Here is a 24,825-nt window from a genome sequence, read left to right on the forward strand (position 1 = left end):
AGTCTCCGACGCGCCCCCCTATTTGAACAAGCCGTTACCGGTTCGACGGTCGCGGCAACGACAGGAAAGTATACATGAGTGAAGTCAGGCATTGCCGGCTGTTGATTGTCGGCTCGGGACCGGCAGGATATACGGCTGCTGTTTACGCCGCGCGTGCGGCTCTCAACCCGGTACTGGTGACCGGCCTGGAGATGGGTGGGCAGCTCATGACCACTACCGATGTCGACAACTGGCCAGGCGACGTCAGCGGCCTGCAGGGTCCTGAACTGATGGAACGCATGCGTCAGCATGCCGAACGCTTCGAGACCGATGTCGTAAATGACCACATCCTCGAAGTGGATTTGTCGCAGCGGCCGTTCCGGCTCACGGGAGAAACCGCCGGTTACACCTGCGACGCGCTGGTAATCGCTACCGGTGCAACAGCACGGTACCTGGGACTGGAGTCGGAGGAACGCTACAAGGGCAAGGGTGTTTCTGCCTGCGCCACCTGCGACGGCTTCTTTTTTCGTGACCAGCCCGTGGCTGTGGTTGGCGGTGGTAACACCGCAGCTGAAGAGGCGCTTTACCTGTCAAACATTTGCTCGCATGTCACGCTGGTACACAGGCGTGACGAACTGCGGGCCGAAAAAATCCTGCAAAAGCACCTGTTCGAGCGTGCGGAAACCGGCAAGCTGTCATTTGTCTGGGATCACGTGGTCGATGAGGTGCTCGGTGATGACAACGGTGTAAACGGACTGCGTCTGACCAGCACGAAAGACCCGGCCGCGAAACAGGATCTCGACGTGACGGGCGTATTCATCGCCATCGGCCACAAGCCCAATACGGGTTTGTTCGAGGGGCAGCTGGAAATGGCCAAAGGCTATATCATCGTTAATGCCGGGCGGCACGGGAACGCAACTGCCACCAGCGTGCCCGGCGTTTTTGCTGCCGGCGACGTCGGCGACTATGTCTACCGCCAGGCGGTCACATCGGCGGGCTCCGGATGCATGGCGGCACTGGACGCTGAAAAATTTCTCGACGAGAACTCGTAGCCGGTAGTTCGATTTGTCAGCTGCAGACGCATACCGCGTCGAGGTTGCCGGCGACATAGCCAGCATCGATGCGGTTCAGTGGGACAGGCTGCTGCCGGACGAGCAGCCATTCATCAGCCACGCTTTTCTCAGCCTGCTGGAACAGCACAACTGTGTCGGTTCAGAGGCGGGCTGGTTACCGCAGCACCTGGTGGCCCGCGATCGCGACAATTCCATCGTGGCTGCAATGCCGCTTTATGCGAAAGACCATTCCTGGGGCGAATTCGTTTTCGATTTCGCCTGGGCCCAGGCCTATTCCCAGGCGGGACTCGAGTACTACCCCAAGCTGGTAAGCATGGCGCCCTTCACACCGGTCAGCGGTGCCCGCCTGCTCGCAGCCCCCGGTCATGAAAAAGCCGGCACGGCTATGCTCAGGTTTGCACGTGACCTGGCAAAAGATTCAGGCGCGTCTTCCATTCACGTGCTCTACCCGCTGGCAACCGAACTTCCGGCACTGGAAGACGAGGCGATGATGCTGCGTGAGGATGTGCGCTTCATGTGGCAAAACCACGGCTACCGGGACTTTGACGATTTTCTTGCGACGTTCTCGGCCAGCAAACGCAAGAAATTGCGACGCGAGCGACGCCGTATAAAGGAACAGGGTATTGGCGTGACCACGGTGCCGGCGGCAAGCCTGTCGCCCGGCGAATGGCAGGCTGTTTACGATCTGTGTAGCGCTACGTTCTACCGGCGCGGCCATGCACCCTATCTGTCGCTGGAGTTTTTTTGCGAGCTGGCTGGACAGCTGCAGGAACAAATGCTGGTCAACCTGGCGCGGATAAACGAACAGCTCGTTGGTGCCGCAATTTTGTTCCGCGACAACAACACCCTTTACGGGCGCTACTGGGGCGGAATCGAAGGCCTGGATTGCCTGCATTTCGAAACCTGTTACTACCGCGGTATCGACTATTGCATCGAGCACCAGCTGCAAAACTTCGATCCTGGCACCCAGGGTGAGCACAAGCTGCGCCGCGGCTTTGCCCCCACCACCACCTGGTCGGCACACTGGATTGCCGACCCACGCTTTGCGCTGGCAATCGCCAACTATCTGCGACAGGAGCGCGAGCACGTAGCCCGCTATGCGGCGGAGCTGCAGCAGCACCTGCCATTCAGGCGCGACATATGAAACTCACCTGGCTGGCAGAAAACTCCCCGGCGAATGCTTTTCCCGATATCAGCCAGGCCCTGCAAGAGCCTAACGGCCTGCTCGCCGCCGGCGGCGACCTGTCGACTGCCCGGCTGGTTGCAGCGTATCGCCGCGGCATCTTTCCCTGGTATGAGGACGGCCAGCCCATACTCTGGTGGTCACCGGAACCGCGCGCCGTACTATTCCCCGGCAACCTGCATGTGTCGCGCAGCCTGCGACGTACGTTGCGGCGAGAAAATTACACGACCAGTTTTGACAGAGACTTTGCCGGAGTCGTGGCCGGTTGCGCACGCGATCGCCCGGGACAGCGTGGCACGTGGATTACCCCGGCGATGGCCGAAGCCTATGTGGAATTACATCGCCAGGGCTACGCGCATTCGGTTGAAGTCTGGCGCGATGACAAACTGGCTGGCGGCATCTATGGCGTGAGTCTCGGACGGGTTTTTTATGGCGAATCCATGTTCAGCCGACACACCGACGCTTCAAAAATTGCCTTGCTCGGACTGGTCCGGCGACTGCAGGCATGGAACTTTGAGCTGATAGATTGTCAGATACCCTCGGCGCACCTGATGTCACTGGGTGCGGAGCTGATTCCACGCGAACGGTTTCTTGCAATGAACAGGGATCTCGCCAGCGACGCGCCTGCCGTCCAATCCTGGCGCGAGGAGCCGCCCGGACTGGCGTTATAGACATTGTGTCATTGCAAAGCGCCGTGTGATTCTGCAAACTCTGCGTGTTTTTGATCAACTGAGAGGCGAATGGCCAAAGAAGAAGCAATTCAGATGGAAGGCAAGGTTGTTGAAACCCTGCCCAACACTACGTTCCGGGTGGAGCTGGAGAACGGTCATGTTGTGACCGCCCATATTTCCGGCAAGATGCGCAAGCATTACATCCGCATTCTGACCGGTGACAAGGTCACCGTTGAGCTCACCCCTTACGACCTCAGCAAAGGCCGCATCGTCTACCGCGGCCGCTAATCACACGATTGTCGATCGCGGCAGGATGCCGCTCCCACAAGCCCGCCCTACACAGCCTCGGGTTCCGGCAGCCCACGGGTTTTCAGCGTCAGCTCATCGTCTTCAACTGAAATGTGGACATGACCACCGTTTGTCAGCTTGCCGAACAGCAGCTCTTCGGCCAGCGGTCGCTTGATGTATTCCTGAATGACACGCGCCATCGGCCGTGCACCCATCTTCGGATCGTAACCACGAGTCGCAAGCCACTCACGCGCTTCGTCGTCCAGTTCGACACTGACGTTCTTGTCGACCAGCTGGCTTTCGAGCTCGACAATGAGCTTGTCGACGACGCGGGCAACAGTCGGAGGATCAAGTGCATCGAACTGGATTGTGGCGTCGAGCCGGTTGCGGAACTCCGGCGTAAACATGCGGCGTATCGCCTCCATGCCGTCCGACGTATGGTCCTGCGTGGCGAATCCGATAGAACGGCGACTCAGCTCTTCCGCACCCGCGTTTGTCGTCATCACGACAATCACGTTACGGAAGCTGGCCTTGCGCCCGTTATTATCAGTCAGGGTGCCGTGGTCCATAACCTGCAGCAGCAGGTTGAATACTTCCGGGTGAGCTTTCTCGATTTCGTCAAGTAGTAGCACCGCATGCGGGTTACGTGAAATAGCCTCGGTCAGCAGACCGCCCTGATCGTAACCGACGTAACCTGGCGGCGCGCCAATCAGCCGCGAGACGGTGTGCCGCTCCATGTACTCCGACATGTCAAAACGCACCAGCTCGATACCCAGCACGTGCGCCAGCTGACGGGTTACCTCCGTCTTGCCAACACCGGTGGGGCCCGCAAACAGGAACGCGCCGACCGGCTTCTGTTCTTCGCGCAGCCCCGAGCGTGCCATCTTGATGGCGGCGCCGAGCGCCTCGATCGCGCGATCCTGACCGTAGATCACCAGCTTCAGGTCGCGCTCCAGGTTTTTCAGTACGTCCCGATCCGAAGCCGATACGCTCCGCGGCGGAATACGCGCCATCTTCGCGACGATAGACTCGATATCGTCTGCAGAGACAGATGCCGCACGATCGTCGGGCGGCTGCAGGCGCAGGTTCGCACCGGCTTCGTCAATTACGTCAATTGCCTTGTCTGGCAGGTGGCGATCATTGATATGGCGGGCTGACAGCTCGGCCGCCGCGACCAGCGCGTCGTCATCGTACTTGACGCCGTGATGCGCCTCGAAACGGGAACGAAGGCCCTTGAGTATGTCGATAGTCTCGGCAATAGTCGGCTCCGGCACATCGATCTTCTGGAAACGGCGTGCCAGCGCGCGGTCTTTTTCGAAAATACCGCGATACTCGGTGTAGGTGGTTGAGCCAATGCAGCGCAGCTCACCGCTGGCCAGCACCGGCTTGATCAGGTTCGATGCGTCCATGACACCGCCGGACGCCGCACCGGCACCAATGACGGTATGGATCTCGTCAATGAACAGGATGGCCCCCGGGCGCTTGCGCAACTCCGCAATTACGCCTTTCAAGCGCTTCTCGAAGTCGCCGCGGTATTTGGTACCGGCAATCAATGCGCCCATATCCAGCGCATAGATCACACTGTCATTGAGCACGCTGGGCACCTTGCGCTCGTGGATGAGCCGGGCAAGGCCCTCTGCCAGTGCTGTCTTGCCCACGCCGGCCTCACCGACGTAAAGCGGGTTGTTCTTGCGCCGGCGACACAGGATTTCGACGGTACGCTCGATTTCCATCTCACGACCAATCAGCGGATCGATCTTGCCCTCTTCAGCCAGGCTATTGAGGTTGGTGGCGTACTGCTCGAGCGGATTGGCAGCGCCGGGGTCGACTTCTTTTTCAACTTCGGTTGCCTCCGCCTGGCCGGCAGTACTGCCCGGAGACTCGCCGCCCACTTTGGACAACCCATGCGAGATGTAGTTGACAACATCGAGCCGGACGATGTCCTGCATATTGAGCAGGTATGCGGCATGCGACTGCTTCTCGCCAAAGATCGCCACCAGCACATTGGTTGCGGTGACTTCTTTTTTGCCGCTCGACTGCACATGAAAAACGGCCCGCTGCAGCACCCGCTGGAACCCCAGCGTCGGTTGCACGTCCTGATCATCGCCATCGGGCAACCGTGGTGTGGTCTCATCGATAAAATCGGACAGGTCCTTGCGCAACCGGTCGATGTCGGCGCCACAGGCTCGCAGCACTTCGCCCACCTGCGGCACCTCGATCAGTGCCAGCAACAGGTGCTCGACCGTCATAAATTCGTGGCGCTTTTCACGTGCACTTTGAAAAGCTTCGTTCAGACAAAATTCCAGTTCACTGCTGAGCATTGTTTTAACCGTCAGTTGGTCAGCTTTCTTCCATTGTGCACAGCAAAGGGTGCTGGTGCTGGCGTGAGTAGCTGTTTACCTGGGATACCTTGGTCTCCGCTATTTCGTATGTAAAAACTCCACAAACGCCTTTTCCGCGCGTGTGAACCTCAAGCATGACCCTGGTGGCCTTGGTCCGGTCCATGCCGAAGATATTCTGTAAAACGTCGACGACAAATTCCATAGGAGTATAGTCATCGTTCAGCAGCACAACTTTGTACATCGGCGGCCGTTTCAGTCGCGGTCGCGCCTCTTCTACGATCAGTCCGTAATCGGATTTTTCGTGCTGATCAGTCACGGTACGCGGTGATCTGACTCGGGATCCACAAGGCTCATGTTCTTTTGACAACCGATATCGGTTTTTTCGCCCGGGCGGATGCGCCGCATGAACATCGGATGCAACTGATTCGATGTCCCCGACCTATAGGTATAAAGGTAATCGCATCCGGAAACAAGTCTTGTTCGACGCATCAAGTCATGGTACCCGTTGTGACGTTCATTATGGCATCTAATGTTATGCCAAATAAGCGCTTAGGTCACGAACAGTCGTCCCTGCCGGGCACTCCGGACTACTTGGTCTGGTGAGTAAACACGCCGTCCCAATCGTCGCCCGGCGGATTGTTGCGATAGTAGGCAATCCGGTCCAGGTAAGTCTGGAAAATATCGCGCCCCGGGTGTGACTGGTGCAGGTTGAACAGCGCCTGCTCGGCGGTATCCCATTCGCCCGCCCGATACATCTTCAGCGCGCGAGCGTGTTGTTTGAGCATGGTCTTGTGCTTGCCGGACAGCTCGCTTAACGGCCCAAGTGGTTCGTAGATGGCTACCGGACGGTCCTTGCCCTTGACCCGTACCAGGTCGATTTCGAGAAATGCATGATCCGGGACCGCTTTTACGGTCGCCTGGCCGACGGCGATACCAATGCCGTATTTTTTCGTCAGCCCCTCGATGCGTGAACCGAGGTTCACGGCATCCCCCATCACCGTGTACGCCATGCGAAATGCCGAGCCCATATTGCCGACGCGCATGATGCCGGAGTTAAGGCCAATACCAATCTTTATCCTGGGCCACCCGCGACTACTGAATTCCTCATTAAGCTGATCGATATCGACCTGCATCTGCAATGCCGCTTCGAGGGCGTGACGCGAATGGTCGGGATCTTCGAGGGGCGCACCCCAGAACGCCATGATGGCGTCGCCCATGTATTTGTCGATGGTGCCGCGATGACTGTGAATCACCCGCGTCATCGGTGTGAGGTAGTCGTTCATGAGCGTACTGAGATCACGCGGCTTGAGCGACTCGGAAATTGTAGTGAAGCCGCGAATATCGCTGAACAGTACGGTCATCTCACGGCTTTCACTCTTCATGTCGAAAAAGCCGTGATTCTCGTCCATCTCCTCGACCAGCTCGGGCGGAACATACTGGCCAAACATGGTCGACAGCTGACGCTTGCCGCGTGTCTCGATGACATAGCCGTAGATCAAATGGAACAGGTACAGCACGAAGGCCAGCGTCATTACCGGGGCAAGCGGCACAACAAAATTGGCCTTGTCCCACAGCAACAGGTTGACCGATGCCAGGCTAACCAGGACCAGGATTGTAAAGAGCGTGCCGGTCACCACGTTGGCACGCGCCATGACCCAGGTAACGAGCAGCGCTGTCAGCAGCAGCAGCGTGAATTCCACACCCTGCACATAGTGCGGGTGATGCTTTATGCGTCCATCGAGAATTCCGGACACTATGTTGGCGTGAACTTCGACACCGTTGTACTTCTCACCGACCGGCGTGACACGCAGATCCAGCAGGCCCGGCGCGCTGGTACCAACCAGGGCGATCGCACCCTTGAGCGGATACATCGGCGCGGTGCCGTTGAGAATCTTTGTAGCCGAGATGTAGGGAAAGCTGTACTGAGCACCGCGATACGGCACCAGCACCGTGGCTTCACCGTCAACGGGTATCTGGTACGGCCCCACGTTCAGCCAGTCGAGATTGAGGCTGTCGCGCTTCTTGTCGCCGGAATGAAAAACAAACTCGATGTCGGGAAAGCCCACGGCAGCTCGTGTAACTGCCAGAGCCAGGGACTCGTATAACTTGCCGTCGAATTGCTGCAAGACCGGCACACGCCTGTAAACGCCATCTTCATCGACTGTCGGGTTGTCAAAGAATCCACCGGTTAAAGCAGCATTCTGCAGCACCCCGTAATTTCCTGTGTGCGCCTTTGGCGTGTGGAAGTTAATTTCGTTTCCGGCACTGTTGAGCACCGGCGCCGGCAAGCCTCCGATCGACGCTGTGGAATTGTCCTCGCGAAAAACGTAGCCCATGACCGTGGCACGCTCATTCAGGGATCGGGCAAAAATATTGTCCCAATCCAGCGAATCGCGGAGTTGGGGCAACTGTTCGATGAATTCGGTGTCAGTACTTAATGATCCCTCTGCGAGGCTGGCCAGTACGGCCAGGCCGCTGCCCCGGTCAGGCTCCGGGAAAACCACGTCAAAGCCGACAACTTTGACCTGGTACTTGTCGAACAGGTTGTTGACGAGCTGGGCCAGCTTGTTACGGCCCCAGGGCCACTGGCCTTCGGCGGTCAGGCTCTCTTCGTCGATATCAACGATGACCACGCGGTCATCGGGTGTCTGCGGCATGGTGAGCACCAGGCGAGCGTCATAGGCAAAGGCCTCCAGGCGCTCAAGCGCAGGGATGATGACATCGCCACGGTTGTGCAGGACAAACGGCGCCAGCACCACCAGGCTGATCAGAATTCTTATGATGAGGCGTATATACAATGCGGGCCACAAACTACGGGTATTTGCGGCAGTCTAACCAATGCCCCCGGCGCACCATGTGCGGTATTCCACAAAAAACCGCAGCATTTCAGCAAGTTTGTCCCTGTAACGGGGTGCGCCGGCTGGCTGCAGCCCGTATGATTCGCAGGGTCGGGCGTCCATGCGCAGGCGCCAGCCGGCAAACGAAAATTTATGTCAAATCGCATATCTGAACTTCGCGGCCTATCCGGAGAGCAGCTGCTGGCGCGTGCTGGCGAGCTGCTGCCGCCATGGGTAGTGCTGTTGCTGGTACTGGCCATTGCCTGGCAGCTGGTCAGGCTGACCTGGCTGTTGCTGCCGGGTGAGCAATCCGTCGCAGCCATCAGCCCGACACCGGCGATGGCTACAACAGCGTCTCCCGCCACTACCGTCAACTACGACCTGTCCGCGATCGTAAATGCCAACCTGTTCGGCGAGAAACCCGCGGCCGCCGTGGCGCCACCGCCAACCGAGAACTTCGACGAGCTGGACGAGACCCAGCTGCAACTGATTTTACGCGGGACGATCGCTGCTACTGACGATCGCGTGGCGCTGGCAATTATTGCGGGTGACAACGGCGAGGAGAGGGTCTACGCGATCGGCGAAGCGGTCAGCAATGGCCGCAAACTGCATTCGGTGCTGCCGGACCGGGCCATCCTGAACAACAATGGCGAACTGGAATCACTGAAGCTGCCGAGAGACTACGAAGCGACAACCACCAGTCGCACAACAAGCCGGCGCACCACGACGCGCACGAACACCGCGCGCGCCGGTCGCCAGCTGCAGCGCACGCTGTCGGAAAACCCGGCCAAGCTCACTGACCTGATCCGTCCACAGCCGGTGTTTTCCAACGGCAAGCAGCTTGGCTACCGGGTATATCCGGGCCGGCGCCGGCAGCAATTCGTGGCACTCGGCCTCAAGCCTGGTGACCTGGTGACTGAAATCAATGGCACACCGCTGAATGACCCGGCCAAAGGCGCCGATATTTTCCGTTCGCTCGGGGAATCCAACCAGGTGACAGTTACCGTGGAACGCAATGGTGCACCTGAAGTGCTGGTGCTCGATACCGAAGCAATAAACAACATGGAGGGTGGGAAGCGGCGATGATGACCGGTATCCTTGCCCGCTGGATGGCCGTACCCGGCACATGCAAAAGGCAACCTATGAATTCAGAAAACCCTGCCCGGCTCGGCCCGGGCCAGCTGGCCCGACTGGCGCTCGCGATCGCGATGCTGTCACTTGCGCCTGTGCTCGCGCAGGCTGAAGGCGAACTGATCACGCCAAACTACAAAGATGCCGACATCCGGCAGATTATCGAAGCGGTCAGCGAGGTAACCGGCCAGAACTTCATCATCGATGCGCGAGTAAAGGCGCAGGTGACGCTGATTTCCTCGACCCCGATGACCCCGGAGGCCTTTTACGAGACGTTCCTGTCGGTGCTGCAGGTTTACGGCTTTGTCGCCGTGCCCTCCGGCAATGTAGTAAAGATCCTGCCCGACACCAATGCACGCCAGCTGCCAGGCAACGACCTGCCGCGACAAATCAGCAACTCTGACGAAATCGTTACCCAGGTGATCGAAGTGCAGAACGTGGGCGCCGCCCAGCTGGTGCCTATCCTGCGTCCGCTGGTGCCACAGTATGGCCACCTCGCAGCGCACCCGGCATCAAACATGCTGATCATTTCTGACCGGGCTGCAAACGTTAACCGGATGCTGCGGATCATTCGACGCATCGACCAGGCCGGTGACGACGATATCGAGGTGATGCGCCTCGAGCACGCCACTGCCGGCGATATGGTGCGCATCCTGACATCATTGAGCCAGAGCGCGGCGCGCGCCGATGGCGGCGCATCGTCTTTGCAGCTCGTTTCTGACGATCGCACCAACAGCATCCTGATCAGCGGCGACAAGACAGCGCGGCTGCGTTTCAAGGCACTGATCGCGCACCTGGACACGCCGCTGGAAGAAGGTGGCAATACCCAGGTTATTTACCTGCGCTACGCCGACGCCGAGGAACTTGCCGGCAAGCTGAAAGAACAGGCCAACCAGTCGACATCGGCGCCAGGTCAGGCACAGCCGGCCGGCAGTAATGTCGTCATCTGGGCAGACACGCCAACCAACGCGCTGGTGATTACGGCTCCGCCAAAAGTTATGCGGTCGCTGCGTTCGGTGATCGACAAGCTGGATATACGCAGGCTGCAGGTGCAGGTAGAGGCTATTCTCGTTGATCTGACGGCCGACAAATCCGCCGAACTCGGCATCACCTGGGCAGCAGACTCCACCCGGGACAGCGCTTCGGCCGGGCTGACCAACTTTGGCGGCGCGGCAAACGTCAGCGAGGTCATCGGGGCTGCTGCCAGCGGTGTAGACCCCGCAGCCGGGTTGGGCTTCATCCAGGACGGCCTCACGTTCGGGGTCGGTCGTATCAAGGACAATGGCACCAACTTCGCGGTGATCCTGCGAGCGCTGGCCGGCGATGCAAATACCAATATTCTTTCGATCCCCAGCATCGTCACGATGGACAACGAGGAAGCGGAAGTAAGCGTCGGCCAGGAAGTGCCGTTTCTTACCGGCAGTTTCAGCAATTCCGGTGGTACCGTCGGCGCGGTAAACCCGTTCCAGACTATCCAGCGTGAAGATGTCGGGCTGAAACTGAAAGTGACGCCGCAGATTAATGAAGGCGACGCAGTAATCATGGAAATCGAGCTGGAGGTTTCAAGCCTGGGCCAGGGCTCCACCGCAGCCGTGGATCTGATTACCAACCAGCGCACCATCCGTCAGAAAGTCGTGGTCGAAGACGGCGGCATTATCGTACTTGGCGGGTTGATTGACGAAAACCTGCTGGAAAGCGACAACCGCGTCCCGGGGCTGGGGCGTCTCCCGATTATCGGCAATTTGTTCAAGTCGCGTACCACGCGCAAGGTCAAACGCAACCTGATGGTCTTTATCAGCCCGACGATACTGCGTGACGCAGCGCAGGCGTACCGGGCGACAGACTCCAAGTACCAGTACATCCGCGAATTGCAACTTGGTGGCGACGGCAGGATTCAGCTGATGCCGCGTGAACAACGCCCGACCATGCCGCAAATCGACGAGTTCGCAACACCACCGCCCGAGCTCGATGGATCCTGATCCGCAAGAACTGGAGCTGGTTGAAGCAGAGCAAGGCAAGCCGCTCCTGTCTTTTGCCTTTGCCCGCCGTCACGGCATTCTGATCAGCGGCTTTACCGATGGAAAGGCCGACACCCTGTACCGGCCCGGCCTCAATCCGCGAATCCTGGCTGAGGTGCGCCGCTTCGCCGGCACACCGCTACAGCTGGTCGAGGTAGACGAGGCGGTGTTTGACGAAGCGCTGACCACCACTTATGAAAGTGGCGGCCGCAATAACGCCATGCAGATGGTTGAAGGCTTTGACGACAGCACCGACCTGTTCGAGGTGGCGCAGGCATTACCCGAACCTTCCGATCTGCTCGAAAGCGATGACGATGCGCCCATCATCAAGCTGATCAACGCAATCCTTACCGAAGCGGTAAAGGAAAACGCCTCCGATATTCACATTGAGCCGTACGAGAACCGGCTGGTAATCCGTTTTCGTGTCGACGGCGTGCTGCGTGAAGTGCTGCAGTCCCGTCGCGCGCTGGCACCGCTGGTCGTGTCACGTGTGAAAGTCATGTCAAAGCTCGACATTGCAGAAAAACGCGTGCCGCAGGACGGCCGCATTTCGCTGCGGATTGCCGGGCGTGCCGTCGATGTGCGTGTATCGACGCTGCCATCCGGTGAACGCGGCAGTGAGCGTGTCGTGATGCGTCTGCTCGACAAGCAGGCCGGCCGGCTCGACCTGTCCTCGCTGGGAATGGACGAGAAAACCCAGCGGCATGTGCACTCGCTGATTCACCGCCCGCACGGCATCATGCTGGTGACCGGGCCTACCGGTTCGGGAAAAACCACGACGCTTTATGCCGCGCTGGAACAGATCAATGACCGTGTGCGCAATATCCTGACCGTCGAAGATCCGATCGAGTATTACATCGACGGTATCGGCCAGACCCAGGTCAACACCAAGGTCGAGATGACTTTTGCGCGGGGATTGCGCGCCATTTTGCGTCAGGATCCCGATGTAGTGATGGTTGGTGAGGTGCGCGATCTGGAAACTGCTGAAATCGCAATCCAGGCCAGCCTGACCGGTCACCTGGTGCTGTCTACTTTGCATACCAATACCGCCGTCGGCGCCGTTACCCGGTTGCGTGATATGGGCCTGGAACCATTTCTGCTCTCATCGAGCATCATCGGCGTGCTGGCGCAACGGCTGGTGCGCGTACTCTGCCCGGACTGCCGTACACCGTACGCCGCCAACGAGCAGCAGAAGGCATTGCTCGAAGTTGGCGACGTCGACCTGCAGCTTTACCAGGCCGCCGGCTGCGAGCGCTGTAACCGCACCGGTTTCCGTGGCCGCACCGGCATCTATGAACTGCTGATTGTCGACGATACGCTGCAGTCGATGATTCACGACGGCGCCAGCGAGACAGATATGGAGCAGTTCGCCCGGACACTGACACCCAGTATCCGCGACGACGGCCGACGCAAGGTACTCGAGGGTGTCACAACCCTGCACGAGGTACTGCGCGTGACCGACGAGGGCTGAGGCCATGGGTGCCTTCGAATATGTTGCCGTCGATGCCGGCGGCCGCGAAAAAAAAGGCCTGATAGAAGGCGATACCGCGCGGACGGTACGCCAGACGCTGCGTGACCGACAACTGCTACCGCTGAAAGTTACCGAAGTGGCCGGTCGCGAGCGCAAGGAACGCAGCGCTTTCACCCTGCGCCGCTCTATATCACCGCTGGAACTGGCGCTGGTTACCCGTCAGCTGGCGACCCTTGTGCGCTCCGGCATGCCTCTCGAGGAGGCCCTGCAGGCGGTTTCGGAGCAAAGCGAACGACCACGCCTGAAGAGCATCATGCTGGGCGTACGGGCGCGCGTGATCGAGGGTCACCCGCTGGAAGCAGGCCTGTCTGATTTTCCGCAGGCGTTTCCGGAAATCTATCGCGCAACCGTTGCAGCCGGAGAACAGTCCGGTCATCTGGACGGCGTGCTCGAACGGCTGGCCGACTATACGGAGAGCCGTCAACTGCTGCGGCAGAAAGTGCAGCACGCAATGATCTACCCGACCATCGTCACCATTGTGGCGGTGTTGATTGTCGCCGGACTGCTGACCTATGTTGTGCCGCAGATCGTAGGCGTGTTTGCCAACGTCAACCAGCAGCTGCCTCTGCCAACCCGAATATTGATCGGCCTGAGTGACTTCCTGCGTCAGTGGGGGCTGTGGCTGCTGGTCGGGATGGTTGCCGGTTACTTTGGCTTTCGCTACCTGCTGCGTCGCGAAGGGCCGAAGCGGCGCTGGGACCGGTTCCTGTTACGCCTGCCGCTGATCGGCCGTCTCAACCGCGGTATCAACACAGCACGATTCACCAGTACGCTGAGCATCCTGGCCGGTAGCGGCGTACCCGTTCTCGAGGCGCTGCGCATTGCCGGTGGTGTTGTTACCAATGTGCCCATGCGCGAGGCTGTTCGTGAAGCGGCCATCCGCGTGCGCGAGGGCGCACCGATTGGCAAGTCCCTGGCGGCGAGCAGGCTGTTCCCGCCAATGACTATTCATCTCATTTCCAGCGGCGAGTCCAGCGGCGCGCTGGAAGAAATGCTGGAGCGCTCGGCAAAAAACCAGGAGCGTGAAATGGACAGCCTGATCGCTACAATGCTCGGAACGCTGGAACCGATAATGATCCTGGTCATGGGGGTTATCGTGCTCGCCATTGTGCTTTCCATTTTGTTACCAATCTTCGAGCTAAACCGCCTGGTCAGCTGAACACCGTTCGCTATTCACCATAATTAGCGGCAAACCCGCCGCAATCTCTAAAGTGTGACCACGATCAAGGTCGCTGGAGTCCATACAGCGATAAATAGTCGTGTCCAGCCGTTACGAGGGACGGCTTCCCAGCGGAGAGTAGCAATGAGCACAGACGACATCGATTACGACGAGGAACTGTACACCGACACGTCAATGTTTGACGCAGACGAGATCGTGCGCAGCGTCGAAGAAGTCGCACAAAAGAAAAAGGATGATGAGAAAAAACTTTCAGCAAGGAAGCGGTTTGAAATGATGATGGAGGATCGCAAGCTGGCTGAAGAGCTCGGCGATGCGTTCGACGATGACTGGTCAGACGACTGGAATGAAGAATGGTGCGAGGCAGAGGAAGAAGTTTCCTGACCTCGGGCGCAGCAGGGTTTTGACGCGCAAACATTGCGACAGAAAGATCCACGAAAAAAGGCGGCCGCATGGCCGCCTTTTTTATTCCCATACGAAAGGCTGGGAGCCGATAAGGAATGCCGGCTTCCAGGCTCGCCGCAGGTAGTCGCGGCTAAAGCCGCTCCCACGGGAACAAATCCGGCGAGATTCTGGTGTTCGCGGCTAAAGCCGCTCCCACGGGAACAAATCCGGCGAGATTCTGGTGTTCGCGGCTAAAGCCGCTCCTACGGGAACAAATCCGGCGAGACTCTGGTGTTCGCGGCTAAAGCCGCTCCCACGGGAACAAAATCTGGCGAGATTCTGGTGTTCGCGGCTAAAGCCGCTCCCACGGGAACAAAATCTGGCAAGATTCTGGTGTTCGCGGCTAAAGCCGCTCCTACAGGCCACAAGGGCGTCAGGCTGCTGCAGAAACGCTAACGAAAGTTGCGCGAGCGTGCCGGCAGTGCACCCAGCAGGTGACTGTCATCAGCCAGCGCATGCGCGACGACATGCATCACATCGCCCTGCTTCTGCAACTTCCCGTGCACGGTCAGCAGACGCGAACCAAGCAGCACCCGCCGCTGCCGTTCGGCAGTACGCTCCCAGACGATGAGGTTAACGTGGCCGGTTTCGTCTTCCAGCGTGACAAAGGTCACGCCTTTGGCCGTGCCCGGACGCTGCCGTGTAATCACCAGCCCGGCCGTGCTCACGCTGGCTCCGTCAGGCAGTTCCCACAGCCGCTGTGCGCTGCTGATGTTTTTCTCATCCAGCTGTGCACGCAGAAAACCCATCGGGTGACGCCCCAGGGTCAGCCCGGTGCTCTGGTAATCGGCCACTACATCTTCGCCTTCGGTGGGCCGTCGCAGCATTGGCTCACCTTCGCGGATTTTTATCTCCGGCAGCAGCGGCAGCGGCGCTTCCACCCCGGCAACATCCCAGCGCGCGCGGTGACGGTTACCGGTCAGGGTACGCAGGGCGCCGGCGGCCGCAACGGCCTCGAGATCGCCGCGATCAAGTTGTGCCCGCGTTGCCAGGTCCTGCACGTCGGCAAATGCCTGCGCGCCGCGGGCGGCCACCAGCCGCTCGCAGCCGGCCGCGGAAAAGCCCTTGACCAGGCGCAACCCCAGGCGAATGACCGGCTCCCCGTCGGCACCGCGCTCCAGCGAGCAGTCCCGGTCGCTGTACAACACGTCGGCCGGCCGCACCTTCACCCCATGACGCTGCGCATCCTGGATCAGCTGCGAAGGCGCATAAAAACCCATCGGCTGGCTGTTTATCAGCGCGCACGCAAACACTGCCGGCTCATGACACTTGAGCCAGGCAGAAACATAGACCAGCAATGCAAAACTTGCAGAATGCGATTCGGGAAAACCGTATTCGCCAAAGCCCTGGATCTGGCGAAAAATCTGGTCGGCAAACTGCTCGGTGTAACCGCGTTCGCGCATGCCGTTTTTCAGCCGCTGCTCGAACGGTCCCAGCCCGCCACGCCGCTTCCACGCCGCCATGGCGCGGCGCAGCTGGTCAGCCTCGCCCGGCGTGAATCCCGCCGCGACAATAGCCAGCTGCATCACCTGCTCCTGGAAAATGGGTACACCCAGCGTGCGTGACAACACATCACGCACCGCCTCGCTGGGAAATGTCACCGGCTCTTCGCCGCTGCGCCGACGCAGGTATGGATGGACCATGTCACCCTGGATCGGGCCGGGCCGTACGATCGCAACTTCGATAACCAGGTCGTAATAGCAGCGCGGCTTCAGGCGCGGCAGCATGGCCATCTGCGCCCGTGACTCGATCTGGAATACACCCGTGGTATCGCCCTTGCAGATCATGTCGTAGACCACCGGGTCTTCCGCCGGCACCGTGGCCAGGCTCAGCCTGCGGCCGTAAAAACCTTCAATAAACTCAAAGCTGCGGCGAATGGCGCTGAGCATCCCCAGGCCCAGCACGTCGACTTTCAGCAGTCCGAGCGCATCGAGATCGTCCTTGTCCCACTGGATCACGGTGCGATCCGGCATCGATGCGTTCTCTACCGGCACCAGCCGTGCCAGCGGCCCGCGCGAAATCACAAAACCGCCAACATGCTGTGACAGGTGGCGCGGAAAACCCATCACGGTACGCGCCAGCGTCAGCACCCGGTGCACCACGGGACTGGCCGGATCAAAGCCGGCTTCGCGCACCCGCTCGTCCTGGACCTCCCCTTCCCACCAGCTCAGGTTCCGTGCCAGCCGGTCGACCTGCAGCGCATCCAGCCCCAGTGCCTTGCCGACATCGCGGATTGCGCTGCGCGCGCGGTAGCTGATAACCGTGGCAGTCAGCGCGGCGCGGTCGCGGCCATACTTTTCGTAGATGTGCTGGATCACCTCTTCACGTCGCTCGTGCTCGAAATCGACATCGATATCCGGCGGCTCGTTGCGCTCACGTGAAATGAACCGTTCAAACAACATCGACATGCGCGCCGGATCAACTTCGGTGATCCCGAGGCAGAAACACACCGCCGAATTAGCCGCTGAACCGCGGCCCTGGCACAGGATGCCGCGGCCGCGGGCAAACTCGACGATCTCGTGCACGGTAAGAAAATACTGCTCGTACTTTAATTCGGCGATCAGTTCGAGTTCGTGCTCGACCATGTTGCGCACCTTGTCGCTGACACCCCCCGGCCAGCGCTTTTGCATACCGGCTTCGGTCAGCCTGCGCAGGTGGCTGGCCGGGGTTTCGCCGGCCGGCACCAGCTCGCGCGGATACTCGTAGCGCAGCTCTTCCAGCGAAAAGCTGCATTGCTTCGCCATATGTACCGTTGCGGCCAACAACGCGGGCGGATAAATCCTGGCCAGCGTCTCGCGTGGCCGCAGATGACGCTCACCGTTGGGAAACAGCCACGGCACTGCTGCAGCAACCGTGCTGCGCAGGCGTATAGAGCTGACGGTGTCCTGCAGAGCACGGCGACCACGTACATGCATGTGCACATCGCCACAGGCGACCAGCGGAATGTTCAGCGCCAGGCTCACTGCCTGCAGGGTGGCCAGGCGCGCGGCATCATCGCTGCCGGCCAGCAGCTCCACACCAATCGACAGCCGGCTGCCAAACACCCCGCGTAACCAGTTGCCCTCGGCTTCGACGGGTTGTGTGCCCGGCAGCCAGATCGCCAGGCAGTCAGCCACGCCACCGGCCAGGTCAGCGCGATACAGCTGGTACTGGCCTTTCGGCGCGGCGCGACGTGCCTGCGTGATCAACTCGCACAGATTGCCGTAACCGTTGCGGTTAGTCGCCAGCAACACCAGGTGGATGCCCTCCTCCAGCCGGAACTCGCTGCCGATAATCAGCTGCACGTCGAGTTCGCGCGCAGCCACATGTGCGCGCACGACACCCGCTACGGAACATTCATCGGTGATGGCTATGGCGCAATAACCGAGCTTGTCAGCCTGCGCCACCAGCTCTTCGGGCTGCGACGCACCACGCAGGAAACTGAAACTGCTGACGCAATGCAGCTCTGCGTATTCACTGATCAGGTTCACTGGTGATCAGCGCTGTTCCCGGCCGGCGTCGTGCAGCGGAGGCAGGAACGCAAAGAGCGGCGGCGGCCGGATTTGAGTGAGGCAGGGTGAGCGACGGTTTGCGCGGTAGCGCGAAGCCCGGGCACCGCTCGGGCAGGAGCGAACGTCGCCCGGCTGCCACCCGAGCGGCCGGGCCGGCCGAACAACATCAAGCCGGTGAGAATACGCTGATCACCACTACCGGTTTGTCCGGACGGGCAACTAACCGAAATAGCCATGCAGGTACCAGTCATGCGGCGCGCGGCGCTCGCGGTAAATCCACAGCCGCCACCCGCGTGTGTCACGCGCGATGTAGTAATCGCGAGTGACATCGTCACCATCCCACCAGCCGGTCTCAATGCGTTCGGGACCGCTTTCACGCAGCAGCATGCCGTCGTACTCGGGCCGGCCCCCTGTCGTCTGCAGGCGTTGTGGCTGCGGCAACAGCCACAACGGGCGTTCTGCGGCCGGTTCATGATCCGACACCGACGCAGCATCCGGGCCAACCGGTTCCTCCCGGCGCCAGGACAGCTCGGGACGATAGTCAGCAACGCCGCTGACACGGTAGATCGCTGTCACACCCAGGCGGGTACGCAGGTTTTCCAGCAGGTCGGAACGGTCGGTTGTATTGCCGGCCTGTGCAAACAGGCTGCGTTCACGACAGGCCAGCGTGGTTATGCTGCCACTGGCAAGCGTTACCGCGATGACCGGCGCCGTTAACGCCAGCTCATCGAGCTTCAGCTGCACCAGCGTGAGCATGCGCCGGGCATCCTGGCTGTACTCGAGCAGGCCGACCTGCACGCGCGTCGCCGGCTGGTCAGCGTGCAGTAACTCGAAAGCAATTTTCTGCACCCCGGCCTGGCGTGCAACCAGGTAATTACCAAGTTGGTCCAGCAGCTTTTGTGCCGCAATAAAAACCTGCCCGGTGTCGCTGGTCTCCGCCGGCATCTCGACCGTGCCGGTAAAGGCCGGTGGCGCGCTGTATGACGGCCGCGGATCAGGCAGGCGTCCCAGCGCGCGATCCAGTTCAGCCAGGTAACGCCGGCCGAAGCGGCGGGCAAAACCGTCACGCGGCAATCGCAGACAGTCACGCACCGTATAAATACCCATGCCACGCAATGCTCGCCGGGTTTTTTCCGGCCACTGCAGGCAGCGCAGCGGCAGCTTGCCCAGCTGACCGGCCAATGCCTGCGGCCCGGTCAATATGACCTGTTGTTCCAGCTGCGCAAACCATTGTGCTGCCAGCGGCGTTGGCGTTATTGCCAGCCGTGCTTCATGCCCGATTTCAGCACCAACCCGGGCGCAAAGTTTTTCCGCGCCACCGAAAAGCCGCAGGCTGCCGCGCACTTCCAGCAGCAGGTCGGCCGGCGGGTTGATGTTGACCCAGGGAGTAAAGCGCGCCGCCCACCCTGCCAGTTTTTCCAGCCGGGCCTTTTCGCGGCGCAGGTCGCGTGACCGCGCGTTTAACTCCGGGCACAGCGCATAAGCGGCATTGAGACCGAGACCCGGCTGAATACCCCATTGACGTGCAGCGGTACTGGCGGCGTGTACGATGCTGCGGCTGCCCTCGCCGTCGACGACTACCACCGGGCCGGTATCTGCCGGCAGCACCTCGAGCGCAAGACATGGCAGGTGAATAGCCAGCCACAGGTGCGGAAACTGCGGCGTGTTAAGCGCAGCCGGCGGTGAATTTTTTTTCGTCGCAGGCAGCGCGGCGAACAGCCCGAACGTGGTGCCCGGTGCCGCCATTACTCAGACGCCGTCGCGTATCCGGCCGGCTGCCTCGCGGGTAAGCGCTGCGCCCAGTGATAATTGAACTTTGCCGGGCCGGCCACCACGTGCTTTGAGCACATCTATATCCAGCCCGGCCGGAGTTTGGCGCAGCAGCATACGCACGGCCGCCGGCGACGGGTTATCCAGCACATCGACCGGGCGAAATATCACACCAAAAGTGCCGCCCTCGCTGGCGGCAAGCTGCAGCCGTCGCAACGCGGCAACCGGTGCACTGGCTGTCCACGACAACACCGCCGCACAGTTACCGGAACGCAGGGACTGTTCGGTAGCCCACAGGATCTCTTCGGTGGTCTCGGCACGCACGATGAGCAAACGCGCCAGGTCGATACCGGCGGCTGACAGTGCCGGCGCGTACGGCACCCACGGCGGTGCTACCCAGATCAGGCAACGGTCGTCGTCGTTCTGATTGAGCTTTACCAGTGCCGGCAGCAGCAGCCGCAACTCACCCTGGCCGCGACGTTCGAGCAACAGTTCGTTCAGCGCACTGGCCGGCCAGCCACCACCGGGTAAAAGCTTATCCAGCCCGTCATGGCCCGTGGGAATGATGGCCGTCTTGTCGTTGTTGTCACAAGCACGCCAGATATCCGGGTGATGCAGCAGCTCGTACAGCGGTTGTTTTTGTTGTTGCGATTGCCCCATCTTCGCAGTCGGGGGACAGTTTGCTTTTTTGCTGCGGAGACAAAAAACAAACTACCCCCGTTGCCCCCTCATGCGTGTTGCCTGATTACACCTACAACAACACCCTCTATAACCATGGGTTCGTTTTCGAGATCGACATGGATCGGCTCGAAATCCGGGTTTTCCGGCAGCAGCCATACTTCATGGCCCTTCTGCTTGTAACGCTTGACGGTCACTTCGTCTTCCAGGCGCGCCACGATGATCTGCCGGTTGCGTATATCCGGCGTGCGATGCACCGCTACCAGGTCGCCGTCGTAAATACCGGCATCACGCATACTCATGCCGTGCACCTGCAGCAGGTAGTGCGGCTTTTGCGCGAACAGACCGGGATCAAGCCGGAAGTGCGTTTCAATGTGCTGCTGGGCCAGCATCGGCTGCCCGGCGGCAACCCGCCCGACCAGCGGTACCCCCGGCTCGACGCCATCGCAGATACGAATGCCGCGGGAAACCCCCGGGATCAGTTCGATAGCGCCCTTCTTCTGCAGCGCCCGCAGGTGCTCTTCGGCGGCGTTGGCCGACTTGAAGCCCAGCTCGGCGGCGATTTCCGCGCGTGTGGGCGGCATGCCGGTATCATCTATAGCCGCTTGAATTAAATCAAGAATTTCGGCCTGGCGGTCGGTCAGCTCCTGCATGTATCACCATACTGTATGTCTGAACAGGACCTGTGATTATAAACAGATATGGTCTGGTAGCAAGCCCCACAAATGGCAATGAACTGGCCGGGGGCACCTCGCCCAACCCGGATTGGTTACACGAATGCAGATGGAGCAGACATCGCCGGGAGGCGATGCTGCTCATCTGCTACTGGCTGGGTAACGTACCGGCATCACCATCGCCCGAGGGCCACCCCGTCGGGGAAAAGGGTGGGTTCACGCCATTCTGCGCGGTAATAGCTTCGGGGAAGCGCTCCACTGGACCGTTAGAGCTGGCATTGCCAGGGGCAATGCAGCTCAACTGCTACGGACAGTTGAACGTGCCATCTTTTCCACCGAACCTGGTCGCAGGTAATTCGCGGCTGGAAGCCGCTCCCACCGCCGGTCCGAAACCTGGTCGCAGGTAATTCGCGGCTGGAAGCCGCTCCCACGAAGCCGCTCCCACCGCCGGTCCGAAACCTGTTCGCAGGTAATTCGCGGCTGGAAGCCGCTCCCACGAAGCCGCTCCCACGAAGCCGCTCCCACAAAGCCGCCCCCACCGCCGCTCCTGCAAACAGGCTGAACACGCAGGGTGGCGCTGGTGGCACGTTTTCCAATGAGTAGCAGATGAGCAGCATCGCCTCCGGCGATGTCCTTAGTGGAACCACCCCAGATAAGCAGCATCGCCTCCGGCGATGTCTGCTCCATCTGCATTATTGGTACTTAACAATTTGGGAACGAAAGCCCAGCGAAATTGTGGCATTATAGTGATGTACCGCATGAAGTAATTATGGTAAATGCTTGGTTCATGCGGGCCGGCGTTAAAAAAACATCTGACACAGGGAGCACTGCATGTCGCACCAACCGGGTGCAGAATTGGCCGACGCTGTGGTGAGTTGGCCGGGCGCTGCAAAGACTATTGCTGACGATACAACGCTCAACCTGCCGTTGAGCACACTGGAACACAACCGCGATGCGGTCATCCTGATGGCGCCGGTCAGTGGCCAGGCGGACCCGTCTATCGTGTACGTCAACGAAGCTTTCGAATCTATGACCGGCTATTCGCGCACGACTGCGCTGGGTGCCTCGCCACGCATCCTGGTGGGAGAACGCGGCCAGTTTGGCTGGGTCGGCAGGTTACGCCGGCGCATGCAGTCGCAGCAGGCGTTCCGTGAACGCTGCATGCTCCGCTGTGCCAATACCAACCCGCTGGCAGCCCTGGTCGAAGCGCACCCTATTGGTGGCGCTGCCGGCATTGCTTACTGGCTGGTCAAAATGCATGACCTGGCCGGTGAACCGATCAGCGGTGAACTGGCACGTGCCATGCACTCGTCGACACACGACGAACTGACTGGCCTGATAAACCGCGCCGAATTCGAACGCCGGCTGGAATCCGCACGCGGACAGCTGCCGGACAACGGCCGCGAGCATGTGCTTTGTTATCTCGATCTCGATCAGTTCAAGGTGGTCAATGACACCTGCGGCCATGCCGCTGGCGATGAACTGCTGCGCCAGCTGGGCGAGATACTGCCGGGCTGCGTACGCGAGTGCGACACTATTGCGCGACTCAGTGGCGACGAATTCGGGGTGCTGTTTGACAGTGCCACCGTGCCCCAGGCCCGGCTGCTGGCCAACCGCCTGCGTGACAGCATCGAAAAGTACCGTTTTGCCTGGCACAACAAGATTTTCAGTGTCGGCGTCAGTATCGGCCTGGTGTCGATCACCGACACCAGCGAGGGCGTGTCGCAGCTGCTGAGTGCGGCCGACACTGCCTGTTTTGCGGCCAAGGATCTGGGTCGCAACCGCATCTACGTTCATCATCACGAAGACGGCGAAATCGCCCGCCGCCATGGCGAGATGGAGTGGGTTACCGAGATCCAGGCGGCACTCGACCAGGAGCGGCTGCAGCTGCATTTGCAGAGCATCAAGGACCTGACCGCAACGACTCAGGGCAATCACTACGAGGTGCTGCTGCGGATGCAGGCCGAGGATGGCACGCTGATTTCGCCCGAGGCTTTCCTGCCAGCGGCAGAAAACTATCACCTGTCCACGCGCCTCGATACCTGGGTGGTCGGCAGGGCTTTTGATTATCTAGCCAGTCGTGAAGTGCGCGGCGATGACGGCAACCTGTGCTGCATTAATTTGTCCGGCCATTCGATTACCGATGCCGGTTTCCTGCAGACGATTATGGCTCGCCTGGGGCGCGCTCCAGAGGCTGCCAGCGCCATCTGTTTCGAGATTACCGAGACCGCGGTAATTGCCAACCTTGGCCTGGCGACACACTTCATTCGCTCGCTCAAACGCATGGGCTGTCGCTTCGCACTGGATGATTTCGGCAGCGGGCTGTCATCTTTTGCCTATCTCAAGAACCTGCCGGTCGATTTTCTCAAGATTGACGGCATGTTTGTACGCAACATGACGCGTGACCCGATCGACCTCGCCTTCGTGCGCTCGATCAACGAAATCGGCCACGTGATGGGCAAGAAAACCGTAGCGGAGTTTGTCGAGGACCAGGACACCCTCGATGCGTTGTGCGAGATGGGGGTCGACTACGCGCAGGGGTTTCACATTTCGCGCCCTGCCCCGCTGGTCTGAGGCGACAACGCGCGTCGGATACGGTTAAAATTTGACGGTAAATCACTGCCGGTAGACTCTCCATGAGCGTATTCATTTACGGCCCGCCGCAAAGTTCCTACGTCCGCACGGTGCGTATGACCTGCGTGGAAAAAAACGTCCCGTACGAACTGAAGGACGTCGAGTTTGGTTCGGTCGAGCACACCTCGCTGCATCCGTTCGCGAAGATTCCGGTCATGCGTCATCGTGATTTTATCCTGTGCGAATGCAGCGCTATCACCCGTTACATCGACCAGGTGTTTGACGGACCGGCGCTGCGCCCGGAGCAGGCGCGCGAACGCGGCCTGATGAACCAGTGGATCAGCACCACGATGGATTATTACTACGATGTCATGATCCGCTCGCTGGTGCTGCCGCGGCTGGGCCTGGCAGAGCTCGATGAAAAGAAAATCGAGGAAATGCGCCCGCACCTCGAGCACCAGCTTGGCGTGGCGGACAAGGCGCTTGGCTCCAACGAGTTTCTGGCGGGCAGCGATTTCACGCTGGCGGACCTGTTCCTCGCCCCGATAATTGCCCTCGTTATGAAAACTCCCGAGGGCGGCCGCGCCGTACCGGGTTATGCAAACCTTGTACGCTGGATGCGGGACATTATGGAACGTGACAGTTTTACAAGCACCTCGCCGCCCCTCTGACGTATAATTAAAGATTGATTCGGCTGCCTGGGGGCAGTCGCGGCGCAAGCCCATAACAACAAGCAGCGCCGCATTCCTGCGACTGAAAAATGGAGAGCGTAATGCCACAGCGCCTGGCAGCGGCAGCCGCCGCAATTGTTTTACTGGCAACCGGTACGGCCTCGGCCCAGGTGGTGTTTGAAAGCGGCCCGGTGCGGCCGCTGGCGATGACGCCCGACGGCACACACCTGCTCGCGGCAAACACACCTGGCAATGCGCTGGAGATTTTCGCTATACGCAGTGACGGGTTGCAG

Annotated in this window: 19 protein-coding genes; 12 read left to right on the top strand and 7 right to left on the bottom strand. The window is 60.0% G+C overall.

The genetic code is table 11. The features are described 5' to 3' along the window. Positions 1-74 precede the first annotated feature (74 nt). The 4 genes from trxB to infA all read left to right on the top strand — a co-directional run bounded on the left by trxB (position 75) and on the right by infA (position 3,194). Positions 75-1,031, top strand: a complete 957-nt coding sequence (gene trxB / locus HKN06_14710; protein ID NNF62559.1) for a thioredoxin-disulfide reductase — start codon at positions 75-77, stop codon at positions 1,029-1,031. A gap of 13 nt (positions 1,032-1,044) precedes the next feature. Next, positions 1,045-2,196: a GNAT family N-acetyltransferase gene (locus HKN06_14715; protein NNF62560.1), complete on the top strand. Its 1,152-nt coding sequence runs from the start codon at positions 1,045-1,047 to the stop codon at positions 2,194-2,196. Further along, positions 2,193-2,906: a leucyl/phenylalanyl-tRNA--protein transferase gene (locus HKN06_14720; protein ID NNF62561.1), complete on the top strand. Its 714-nt coding sequence runs from the start codon at positions 2,193-2,195 to the stop codon at positions 2,904-2,906. The genes HKN06_14715 and HKN06_14720 overlap by 4 nt, the downstream gene beginning before the upstream one ends. 69 nt (positions 2,907-2,975) lie before the next feature. Beyond that, positions 2,976-3,194 (top strand): translation initiation factor IF-1, encoded by a 219-nt coding sequence (gene infA, locus HKN06_14725; GenBank protein NNF62562.1) that lies wholly within the window; start codon positions 2,976-2,978, stop codon positions 3,192-3,194. A 47-nt stretch (positions 3,195-3,241) separates the two neighbouring features. On the opposite strand, the gene clpA is transcribed toward infA, so the two are convergent. From clpA to HKN06_14740, 3 genes are all read right to left on the bottom strand, one after another. Beyond that, on the bottom strand, positions 3,242-5,515 hold the full coding sequence (clpA, locus tag HKN06_14730; GenBank protein ID NNF62563.1) for an ATP-dependent Clp protease ATP-binding subunit ClpA: 2,274 nt from the start codon (positions 5,513-5,515) through the stop codon (positions 3,242-3,244). A gap of 19 nt (positions 5,516-5,534) precedes the next feature. Further along, entirely contained in the window at positions 5,535-5,852 is a 318-nt protein-coding gene (gene clpS, locus HKN06_14735) for an ATP-dependent Clp protease adapter ClpS (protein NNF62564.1), read from the bottom strand. Between the two features lie 271 nt (positions 5,853-6,123). After that, entirely contained in the window at positions 6,124-8,334 is a 2,211-nt protein-coding gene (locus tag HKN06_14740) for an adenylate/guanylate cyclase domain-containing protein (protein NNF62565.1), read from the bottom strand. A gap of 192 nt (positions 8,335-8,526) precedes the next feature. Between HKN06_14740 and gspC the strand changes: the two genes are divergently transcribed. From gspC to HKN06_14765, 5 genes are all read left to right on the top strand, one after another. Beyond that, the gene (gene gspC / locus HKN06_14745) at positions 8,527-9,459 is read left to right on the top strand and encodes a type II secretion system protein GspC (protein ID NNF62566.1); all 933 of its coding nucleotides are present in this window, start codon (positions 8,527-8,529) and stop codon (positions 9,457-9,459) included. Between the two features lie 56 nt (positions 9,460-9,515). After that, positions 9,516-11,483: a type II secretion system secretin GspD gene (gene gspD / locus HKN06_14750; protein NNF62567.1), complete on the top strand. Its 1,968-nt coding sequence runs from the start codon at positions 9,516-9,518 to the stop codon at positions 11,481-11,483. Beyond that, positions 11,473-12,993 carry a type II secretion system ATPase GspE gene (gene gspE / locus HKN06_14755; protein ID NNF62568.1) on the top strand — a complete coding sequence of 507 codons (1,521 nt, stop codon included), beginning with the start codon at positions 11,473-11,475 and terminating at the stop codon, positions 12,991-12,993. Before gspD ends, gspE begins: the two co-directional genes overlap by 11 nt. 4 nt (positions 12,994-12,997) lie before the next feature. After that, the gene (gene gspF, locus HKN06_14760) at positions 12,998-14,212 is read left to right on the top strand and encodes a type II secretion system inner membrane protein GspF (GenBank protein NNF62569.1); all 1,215 of its coding nucleotides are present in this window, start codon (positions 12,998-13,000) and stop codon (positions 14,210-14,212) included. Between the two features lie 144 nt (positions 14,213-14,356). Further along, positions 14,357-14,614 (top strand): hypothetical protein, encoded by a 258-nt coding sequence (locus HKN06_14765; GenBank protein ID NNF62570.1) that lies wholly within the window; start codon positions 14,357-14,359, stop codon positions 14,612-14,614. A 452-nt stretch (positions 14,615-15,066) separates the two neighbouring features. Here the strand turns inward: HKN06_14765 and HKN06_14770 are convergent, their stop codons facing one another. From HKN06_14770 to lexA, 4 genes are all read right to left on the bottom strand, one after another. Continuing rightward, entirely contained in the window at positions 15,067-18,135 is a 3,069-nt protein-coding gene (locus tag HKN06_14770; GenBank protein NNF62571.1) for an error-prone DNA polymerase, read from the bottom strand. A gap of 249 nt (positions 18,136-18,384) precedes the next feature. Beyond that, complete coding sequence (locus HKN06_14775) at positions 18,385-19,911, bottom strand: DNA polymerase Y family protein (GenBank protein ID NNF62572.1); 1,527 nt, start codon at positions 19,909-19,911, stop codon at positions 18,385-18,387. Positions 19,912-19,914: 3 nt separating this feature from the next. Continuing rightward, positions 19,915-20,595, bottom strand: a complete 681-nt coding sequence (gene imuA, locus HKN06_14780) for a translesion DNA synthesis-associated protein ImuA (GenBank protein NNF62573.1) — start codon at positions 20,593-20,595, stop codon at positions 19,915-19,917. Between the two features lie 68 nt (positions 20,596-20,663). Further along, the gene (lexA, locus tag HKN06_14785) at positions 20,664-21,266 is read right to left on the bottom strand and encodes a repressor LexA (protein ID NNF62574.1); all 603 of its coding nucleotides are present in this window, start codon (positions 21,264-21,266) and stop codon (positions 20,664-20,666) included. An 852-nt stretch (positions 21,267-22,118) separates the two neighbouring features. Between lexA and HKN06_14790 the strand changes: the two genes are divergently transcribed. The 3 genes from HKN06_14790 to HKN06_14800 all read left to right on the top strand — a co-directional run. Next, positions 22,119-23,861 carry an EAL domain-containing protein gene (locus HKN06_14790; protein ID NNF62575.1) on the top strand — a complete coding sequence of 581 codons (1,743 nt, stop codon included), beginning with the start codon at positions 22,119-22,121 and terminating at the stop codon, positions 23,859-23,861. Between the two features lie 62 nt (positions 23,862-23,923). Next, positions 23,924-24,532 carry a glutathione S-transferase family protein gene (locus tag HKN06_14795; GenBank protein NNF62576.1) on the top strand — a complete coding sequence of 203 codons (609 nt, stop codon included), beginning with the start codon at positions 23,924-23,926 and terminating at the stop codon, positions 24,530-24,532. 101 nt (positions 24,533-24,633) lie between these two features. After that, a partial coding sequence (locus HKN06_14800; GenBank protein NNF62577.1) for a hypothetical protein occupies positions 24,634-24,825 on the top strand: 192 nt, incomplete at its 3' end.

This window comes from Gammaproteobacteria bacterium (genome assembly GCA_013003425.1).
Lineage (GTDB): Bacteria > Pseudomonadota > Gammaproteobacteria > Steroidobacterales > JABDKV01 > JABDJB01.

What these genes read in the sequence shown, in the direction of transcription:
- trxB (NNF62559.1), top strand. Translation starts at nt 75, where the DNA reads ATGAGTGAAGTCAGGCATTGCCGGCTGTTGATTGTCGGCTCGGGACCG.
- HKN06_14720 (NNF62561.1), top strand. Translation starts at nt 2,193, where the DNA reads ATGAAACTCACCTGGCTGGCAGAAAACTCCCCGGCGAATGCTTTTCCC.
- infA (NNF62562.1), top strand. Translation starts at nt 2,976, where the DNA reads ATGGCCAAAGAAGAAGCAATTCAGATGGAAGGCAAGGTTGTTGAAACC.
- clpA (NNF62563.1), bottom strand. Translation starts at nt 5,515, where the DNA reads ATGCTCAGCAGTGAACTGGAATTTTGTCTGAACGAAGCTTTTCAAAGT.
- gspC (NNF62566.1), top strand. Translation starts at nt 8,527, where the DNA reads ATGTCAAATCGCATATCTGAACTTCGCGGCCTATCCGGAGAGCAGCTG.
- gspD (NNF62567.1), top strand. Translation starts at nt 9,516, where the DNA reads ATGAATTCAGAAAACCCTGCCCGGCTCGGCCCGGGCCAGCTGGCCCGA.
- gspE (NNF62568.1), top strand. Translation starts at nt 11,473, where the DNA reads ATGGATCCTGATCCGCAAGAACTGGAGCTGGTTGAAGCAGAGCAAGGC.
- gspF (NNF62569.1), top strand. Translation starts at nt 12,998, where the DNA reads ATGGGTGCCTTCGAATATGTTGCCGTCGATGCCGGCGGCCGCGAAAAA.
- HKN06_14765 (NNF62570.1), top strand. Translation starts at nt 14,357, where the DNA reads ATGAGCACAGACGACATCGATTACGACGAGGAACTGTACACCGACACG.
- HKN06_14775 (NNF62572.1), bottom strand. Translation starts at nt 19,911, where the DNA reads ATGGCGGCACCGGGCACCACGTTCGGGCTGTTCGCCGCGCTGCCTGCG.
- imuA (NNF62573.1), bottom strand. Translation starts at nt 20,595, where the DNA reads ATGGGGCAATCGCAACAACAAAAACAACCGCTGTACGAGCTGCTGCAT.
- lexA (NNF62574.1), bottom strand. Translation starts at nt 21,266, where the DNA reads ATGCAGGAGCTGACCGACCGCCAGGCCGAAATTCTTGATTTAATTCAA.
- HKN06_14790 (NNF62575.1), top strand. Translation starts at nt 22,119, where the DNA reads ATGTCGCACCAACCGGGTGCAGAATTGGCCGACGCTGTGGTGAGTTGG.
- HKN06_14795 (NNF62576.1), top strand. Translation starts at nt 23,924, where the DNA reads ATGAGCGTATTCATTTACGGCCCGCCGCAAAGTTCCTACGTCCGCACG.